The 7,094-nt window shown below is 67.0% G+C and carries 8 protein-coding genes, 1 tRNA gene and 1 pseudogene; 4 read left to right on the plus strand and 6 right to left on the minus strand.

Annotation, left to right across the window (positions count from 1 at the left end):
• Positions 1-24 precede the first annotated feature (24 nt).
• Positions 25-612: a hypothetical protein gene (locus IL992_RS43450; RefSeq protein WP_193209119.1), complete on the minus strand. Its 588-nt coding sequence runs from the start codon at positions 610-612 to the stop codon at positions 25-27.
• A gap of 158 nt (positions 613-770) precedes the next feature.
• On the opposite strand from IL992_RS43450, the gene IL992_RS43455 reads away from it, so the two are divergent.
• Positions 771-843 (plus strand) — tRNA-Arg (locus tag IL992_RS43455).
• Positions 844-965: 122 nt separating this feature from the next.
• Positions 966-1,346, plus strand: coding sequence for a hypothetical protein (locus IL992_RS43460; RefSeq protein ID WP_193209120.1), 381 nt, complete (start codon positions 966-968; stop codon positions 1,344-1,346).
• Between the two features lie 318 nt (positions 1,347-1,664).
• On the opposite strand, the pseudogene IL992_RS49210 reads toward IL992_RS43460, so the two are convergent.
• Positions 1,665-2,750 (minus strand): annotated as a pseudogene (locus IL992_RS49210) (recombinase family protein); the annotation flags it as partial.
• Positions 2,751-2,863: 113 nt separating this feature from the next.
• Between IL992_RS49210 and IL992_RS49310 the strand changes: the two are divergent.
• Positions 2,864-3,358, plus strand: coding sequence for a hypothetical protein (locus IL992_RS49310; RefSeq protein ID WP_319019212.1), 495 nt, complete (start codon positions 2,864-2,866; stop codon positions 3,356-3,358).
• 152 nt (positions 3,359-3,510) lie between these two features.
• Here IL992_RS49310 and IL992_RS47295 read toward each other — a convergent pair whose 3' ends face one another.
• Positions 3,511-4,194 (minus strand): hypothetical protein, encoded by a 684-nt coding sequence (locus IL992_RS47295; protein WP_226874852.1) that lies wholly within the window; start codon positions 4,192-4,194, stop codon positions 3,511-3,513.
• Positions 4,195-4,454: 260 nt separating this feature from the next.
• On the opposite strand from IL992_RS47295, the gene IL992_RS43480 reads away from it, so the two are divergent.
• Entirely contained in the window at positions 4,455-5,072 is a 618-nt protein-coding gene (locus IL992_RS43480; protein ID WP_193209122.1) for a prepilin peptidase, read from the plus strand.
• A gap of 120 nt (positions 5,073-5,192) precedes the next feature.
• Here the strand turns inward: IL992_RS43480 and IL992_RS43485 are convergent, their stop codons facing one another.
• The 3 genes from IL992_RS43485 to IL992_RS47305 all read right to left on the minus strand — a co-directional run bounded on the left by IL992_RS43485 (position 5,193) and on the right by IL992_RS47305 (position 6,958).
• Positions 5,193-5,675 carry a hypothetical protein gene (locus IL992_RS43485; protein WP_193209123.1) on the minus strand — a complete coding sequence of 161 codons (483 nt, stop codon included), beginning with the start codon at positions 5,673-5,675 and terminating at the stop codon, positions 5,193-5,195.
• 253 nt (positions 5,676-5,928) lie between these two features.
• The gene (locus tag IL992_RS47300) at positions 5,929-6,501 is read right to left on the minus strand and encodes a DUF932 domain-containing protein (protein WP_226874863.1); all 573 of its coding nucleotides are present in this window, start codon (positions 6,499-6,501) and stop codon (positions 5,929-5,931) included.
• Positions 6,479-6,958: a DUF932 domain-containing protein gene (locus IL992_RS47305; protein WP_226874853.1), complete on the minus strand. Its 480-nt coding sequence runs from the start codon at positions 6,956-6,958 to the stop codon at positions 6,479-6,481. The genes IL992_RS47300 and IL992_RS47305 overlap by 23 nt, the downstream gene beginning before the upstream one ends.
• Between the last annotated feature and the right edge of the window lie 136 nt (positions 6,959-7,094).

Raw genomic sequence — 7,094 nt, forward strand, 5'->3', positions numbered from 1 at the left:
ACGTCGCATTTGCGCGTTTCCCGCTCATCGCCCGCCTTCGGCTTGGCCCTCACGTTCCCGGCAGAGCTCCCACAGCCACGTGTCCCGCCACTCGGGCGCACACCTGAAGGTCGTCTCCTCGCGAGGTTCCGGCTTCTCCACCGGCCGGCTCACCTTCGGGGCATCCCGGTGAACGACCTCGCGGACGGGTTGGACGACTGGAAGGATCCGTACGATCCCCTCGTAGAGACGCGCGGGACCGGACGGCTCGGGCACCGGCGTCGGGTTCAGCAGGGGCTCCCGCACCGTCCCCGCCATCGGAACCACGGCGATCCCCCGGGCCTCCTGACCGTCCGCGAGATTCGGCAGCACGGCCGGCCGCTCACCGAGCGTCCCGGCGGAGGCCCGGTCTCCCGCCGTCTCGCCGGCAGCTCCGGCGGGTTTCCCATCCGCCGTCCCGGCCGGTTCCGCCCGTACGGCCGCCTCGCGTGAGAGATCGCTCCGCACCCGTTCCCCGTAGCCGCTGAAGTCGGCCATGAGCATGCCCGAGGCCAGGATCGCCGGCGCGAGCAGCGCCGCGACGAGCACCACCGATCGCAGCCCACGCGCGGATCCACGTCTCGTTACGGTCACGGCCAGCGACGGTAACCACCCTCCCCTGGTCGCCGTACGACGACTTGCCATGCCTTTACCGCAGGTCAGCCCGCCGATGACCGGCGACCTCGAAACGACACCCCCGGTGGAGGCGCGAGCGGGCCCAACCTTTCGCTAGGCTTACTGGTGCACATCACGCCTCCGTAGCTCAGGGGATAGAGCACCGCTCTCCTAAAGCGGGTGCCGCAGGTTCGAATCCTGCCGGGGGCACCCAGAACAAGGGAAACTTCTCTGGACGCCGATCCTCCTTCGGGAGGGTCGGCGATCTCTTTTGCGGCGGCGTTGATCGCGGGCAAGTTGTCCTCCTTGACGGTGATCCTGATCAGCACTTCGTGGGTGGCGGGGCGGTAGCGCAGCTCAAGGTTGAAGGCGTCGAAGAGCTTGCGCTGGAGATCTTCGGGGACCGCGGCGAGGCTCGTGGCCAGGGTGGGGAGTTCGCCGAGAACGCTGTGATCCTCGCGGGCCTGTGGCTTCTGCTCGGTCAGCGCCTTGAGCTCCTCGGCCTTGGCCTTGCGGGCACGCGCCAGGTCTGCGTACCGCCGCTGAAGCCGTTCGCGGAAGTCGCGGTCGATGTCGTCGTCGCCCGTCGGAACGTGGTCCTCGATCTGGGCGAGCACATTGTTCTGCCGCTTGTCGAGGTCGAGGATCTCCTTCTTCAGACGCTTAAGCGCCGTGTCGTCCCTCGGGATGTTCTCTGCCAGCCTGGCGCCTAGAGTGGCCAGACGGTGCGGGCCGAAAACGCGCTCGGCGAAGAACTCGTGGACAAGATCCAGCAGGTCGTCCTCCCGAATCCACAGGCTCCTCGGGTGGCCCGCATACCACTCGCGGCGATCCTTGTGGTGCCGCATGTCTGGCTCGCACGCGTAGTACGGCACATCCTTCTTGGTTTTGCCATACATCCGGCGATCGCAGATCCCACAAGACACGTATGAGCGGAGCGGGTAACTCCTGTGAGTCTGAGGGTGTGAGCTGGCCCCGGGCGTGGTCCGAGACCCCTGCCGGACCTTCCCGATGGGGGTGACCGACTGGAACAGCTCCTTGGTCACCAACGGTTCATGGGTGGGGCGAGGCGACCAGATCCACTCGCTCGGCGGATTGTTCTTGCCGCCCTTCTTCGTGGCCCGACGATTCCACACCATGTAGCCCGTGTATTTCGGATTGCACAGGATCTCCCGCACTGCCGAGCCGCTCCACCGGCCCAGCGCACGACGAGGGTCCACAGGCATCGGCGGCGGATACTTTTCGGGTTCGAGGTTGAGCTTGTCGGCAATGGCGTCGTACCCGAGCCGGTATACCGCGCGCAGCGTGAAGATGTGGGTGACAGTCGGGCCCTCAACCGGGTGGGGGACGAGCCTGGTCTTGCTCCTGCCTTCGGCGCGCTTGGCTGCGACCGGATGTGGGATCTTCTTGGCGCGATAGCCGTAGCAGGGCTTGCCGACATTCCAGCCCTGCTCGGTGTGCTCGCAGAAGGCGTCCCACGACAGCTCCAGCATCTGCAGGACGTACCACTCGGCCACGGCCTGCTTAACTCGACGTGTGAGCACGGGCGTCGCCCGCTTGCGTGCGCGTCCGCCGCGCGGGCGGTCGAGCTGCGGCAAGGGCTCGTCGGCCGCGAGCAGCATCACCCCGGCCTGCTCCAGCTCATACTCGATCTTGGTGCCGAAGTACGTACGCCGGGCCACCCGCTCGACTGACTCGCAGATGACGGCGGCGAAGCGGCGGTCAGGCCGCTTCGCCTCAGCCAGCAGATCCTGAATCCCGCCATCGCGCGCGATCGGAATGTCGAACGCCTCGTGCGCTCGCCCACGACCCCGGGCGGCGAGATCCATCCGCCCGGACTCGACGTCATAGAAATGAGCGACGATCAGGCACCCGTCCGGTAGCGCGTCCCGGCAGCTACGCAACTGACGCGGCAGGGACAGAGTGGGATCTTGTTGATCGTCGGTGGAGGTGCGCCCGAGCCATGCCACCGCCAGCGGAATCCCGCTGGCTTCGATGGCGGCCTCGGCATCGGGCGCATCCCATGGGTAACTCACGGCTCCTGCCGTTCGAATAGACATTGAAGGATCTCCCAGATGACGGCGTGCTGACGTGCGTCGAGCTCGTCCCCTTCGCATCCGCCAACGGTGACGATCTCGACCTGCACGCCCGGCCTACGCTTCCGGCCATGACCGGGCCCTGCAGAGTACGCCGGTGGGGCCGATTCGGGAGGCCCTGAGCCAGAGGCGAGGTGAACCTCGCGGAGCTGCGGATGCTGCTCACCAGCCGGCATGTCAGCGACGAGACGCGTGACGCCGTCTGGCGGGAGCTGGTCACGCGGGCACGGGTGCGTAAGGGAGCGTGGACGGTCGCCGCCGTCGGCATGGCGATGCCCACCCTGCGAATGATCGCCGCGGCGCTCACCCGGGACCTTCCCTACGGGGACCCGGCCGACGTCGACTCCGAGATCCTGGGCGGCTACCTGCGCGCCCTGCGCCGCCTGGATCTGGACACCACGGACGTACGCGCCCGACTGTGCCAGGCCGCGCGATGTGCGGGCGAGCGTGCCGTACGGCACATCGTCTCGACTGCCGAGCGGCGATTCACCACGTGGGCCTCTACATCGGCAAGGGGAAGATGGTCCACGCTCCGTACACCGGCAGCCACGTGCAGATCGCCCCGATGTCGCGAAGCGACTACGCCGGAGCCGTACGGCCGTCTTAAGAGCCTGCTGACAAAGGCTTAAGGACTCGCGGGACGGGAGCCCCTCGCCGCAGATAACAGGGTCTCTTCACGCACTCCCAGCCCGGCGTAGCCGCAGCTCAGCGATCGATGCCGCAGACATTCAGGGTGTTATCCGTGGAAAGACTTCAAGGCCGCTCCGGCCCCGGCGACCCGTCAGATCGGCAGCGCAGCGCGCAACATGCTCAGCATCGCGCGCTCGGCCGCCTCCTCCTCGTCTTGGTCCACGATGACGCTGTCACAGCCCTCGGCGTGCCGCAGCAGCTTGAACAGCATCTCGTGGTCAGCGGCGCCGTGCGGGCCCTCGAAGGGCGAGCGCAGGATCGGCGACAGTGCCCGCCGCACCCAGCGGGCGACGGTGGGCTCGTCACCCTCGGGCATCCACTGGTAGTAGGGTTCCCGCCCGAGTTCGCCCAGCGCCTCCGTCAGGGCTTCGAACTCTATGCCGGGGCGCGGGCCTGCCGCGCGGTCGAGTGCGTCGGCGAACGCGGCGAGTAGCGCGAGGTCCGATTCGGCCACCTCAATGGCGGTCAGGTGCACCACCGCCCCACCGTCGGAACTCAGCAACAGCAGCATGTTGGGCGGGTACTCCTCCGTCCCGTCCACCAGCTCCTCCGTTCCTTCGGGCAGTGCGTCGAGCACCCGCCAGTACGCCTCGGAGACGTCCTCGATGGGCGCGCTGGGGATCGGCACCCCCTCAGCGTCCGGGACCAGGATCGGCCCCCCCTCGTGGTCCAGGACCAGAACGTTTCGGAGCCTCAGGAGCAGCGTGTCCAGTTGGTACAGGCCGGCCAGGGCGTCCTGCACGAGGGGCAGCAGCAGGGTGCGGGTCGGGGGCATCGGGCTCCCTCTCGGGTCAGGGGGACGGTGAGATGACGTCGCCAACGCGCCCCAGCCTTCCATTCATCAACTGCCGCTGTTCACCTTTCACCAGCTGACCGCTCTCACTACTGGTCGTTCCGATCCTCCCCTCAGCCGGCAGGTCGTGTAGTTCCTCGCGGCCGGAGCAAGCGCAACAGCTTGAACATGGTCGATCACTCACAGCTATCCTTTGCTCTCGCTGCGGTTCATACGAGAGCACCTGTTGAGCGGGGGACATCGTGTCGACGATCGGCGTTGCCCTGGGAACTGCCACCGTCGGCCTCCCCATCGGGCGGGCCACCCGGGTCATCGCCAACCACTTCGCCCCGCGAAAGGGCATGCCGTACTTAACCGAGGTCATCACTGCGGCGGTGTTCGGGCTGCTCGGCTGGCGGATCGGTCTTGCTCCGCTTCTCCCCGCATACCTCTACATGGCCGCTGCTGGAGTGGCGCTCAGCATGATCGACCTGCGGACGCGACGACTGCCGGACGCGCTCACGCTGCCCTCGTACGTCATCCTTCTGGCGCTCGTGGCCGTCGGCGGGATAGTGAGCAGGGACGGAGAACTCGCCGTGGGCCTGGCCCTCGGCGCGATGGGCGCCTTCTCGCTTTACTGGTGCTTCCGCCGGATGAACACCGCACTCGGGCCGGGAGACGTCAAGGCGTCCGGTCTTGTCGGCGGGGTCCTCGGGACCATCGGTGTACACGCCTGGGTCGTCGGCATCGGCGCGGGGCTCATACTGGCGGCGCTATACGCGGTGACCATGCTGATCAGCCGGATGGGCTCCGCATCCACCCTCATACCGTATGGACCGTTCATGTTCGCCGGCTGCCTTGTGGCTGTCCTCGCGACGTGACCGCCGAATGCTCTTCACCGTCGACTCTGGGGCCGTAGGCTGGACATGGCCGATCTCACCTTCTCTTTTGGCGAAGGAAGTGAAACCGGTCAGGGGCCGTTCCCTTTGGGGGCGGCCCCGCTACTCGTTGAGGAGTTCCCGCAGCAGCGTGAACCCCGGCATGATCTCCCTCGGCCGTACACCGACCTCGAACATCTCCGGCTCTTCGAAGACCGGTTCCCCGCTGGGGCGGCGCGCATAGGCCACGCGGCCGTAGTCGACGCCGTCATCACGGTCGAAGCTCATCCAGGTGATCGCCTCTTGCTCGCCTTCGCGCAGTGCATGGTTCGAGACCGCGCGCGTGGCCACGGTGCTGGGCGGCTCGAAGATCCACACCTGCGGCACCGCGAGGACCCAGCGCCTCACGCCGATCTCACCGGCCTTCGCGGCGGCTCTACGCTCGAAGGCAACGGCGGTCTCTCGATCGCGCAGGTAGTCGTAGTCGCTGAGGACGAGACGGCGCTCTCCATCCAGCACGACGACTGCGGGGCAGTCACGAGCGACGATGCTCTTCTCCAGGCGCTCAACCACGTCGAAGAGCAGGTTCGCCGTCTCGGCATTCACCCTGTTTCTCCTCCCGTGATGTAGACGCGGACCACCGCCGAGAACACCCTATGGCCCCACTCGGCCCTGTCAGCTCTAGTCCGCCATCCGCGCTCACCTCGTCGCCAGTGGCGTCGCCTGAGTAGAGCCGAAACGCATTTCTCCTCCCAGACCGCACCCCCGGTGATAAGCCCGTCTATGTGACTCGCGTTCCTGAGAGCGAAGGGCCACGCTACGCTCTCAGCAGCGCAACAGCCCTCGCGCCGTCCCGGGACTAAGGACGGAGGCGAGCGATCACGTCTTCGCCGAGCACCTTGGACAGGGTGAACAGGGTTCCCTGGTCGAGTTCGTCGATGCCGCCGGTCACCGCGCGGAGCATGTTGCGTTCGGCTCGCTCGGCGCCGCGTACGTTCTGCTCGTGATGGGTGAACGTGTTCACCGCCTGCACCACACCCCAACCCGTACCACGCCACGGGGCTACCCGTAGGTCGTGGTTCCAGAGCTTGGCCAGGATGTCTCGCTTGTTCTCCGCCATGGTGCGGCTGCGGCCTCGCTCACCGGGCATCGGTATGTGGGCGTCCAGGAACGCATGCCATTGCCGTTCGGTGACCTCGACCCGGCACAGGTCGCGTACCGCCGTCGAGAACTCGTCGGCCAGTGCGTACACGATGTGCAGCGCCTCGCGGGCCTCGGCGAGCCGGAACTTCGAGTGCCGGGAGTGCTTGATCTTCACCTGCTGCCCACGCTCCGCGAGGCCGGCGGCCATCGTATTGTCGCAGACGATGTTGGTCACCGCCCGCTTGAACGTCGTGGCCAGCGAGCCGTCAAAGGAGGTCGCCCCGAACAGGTGGGGGCCGGAACTCGACGCCTTCGGGCGTGACGACGTTCTCGGGCACCTCGACCGACACCCAGGCGACCGCTCCCCCCTTGAGCAGTCCGGCGGATCCGATCGACAGATCGGCGTCCAGAAGCCGGGAGACGGTGTTGATCAGCCACTCGACGTAGGGATGTGGCTCGTACCCGTCGGAGAAGATGCCCATGACATGGCCGTTGTCGCTGCGCACGATGGCCTGTCGTCCGGGCACCTGGGCCAGCCCGCCGCGCGGGTCTTCCACGTAGACCGGGCTGCTCAGCGCCTCCCAGCCGAACAGCCGACGCTTGACGTCGTCGACGGGGATCGGGCCGGGATAGTGGTTCGGTTCCTCGGCCTGCATGCTCGCGCGGTAGTGCCAGGCCGTACCGCGCTTCTCGGTGAAGCCAATCAAGGTGTTGGCGTTCAGCCACTCCAGAGACTCCCTGGACATGTCTGTCTCCCCTAAGATCGATTTGTCTGGAGTGAGTCGCTCTGGATTCCCGGGGCGACGGGGTGTGGCTGATGTCTGTCTGCTGCGGTTGTGGCTTCGAAGGAATGGCCGCCTCGTCGCCCTGGACGCCTTGGCC

Source organism: Microbispora sitophila (assembly GCF_014892245.1).
Taxonomy (GTDB): domain Bacteria; phylum Actinomycetota; class Actinomycetes; order Streptosporangiales; family Streptosporangiaceae; genus Microbispora; species Microbispora siamensis.

Coding starts and splice junctions, on each gene's coding strand:
- IL992_RS47295 (WP_226874852.1), bottom strand. CDS start 4,194: ATGCCCCCGACCCGCACCCTGCTGCTGCCCCTCGTGCAGGACGCCCTG.
- IL992_RS47305 (WP_226874853.1), bottom strand. CDS start 6,958: ATGTCCAGGGAGTCTCTGGAGTGGCTGAACGCCAACACCTTGATTGGC.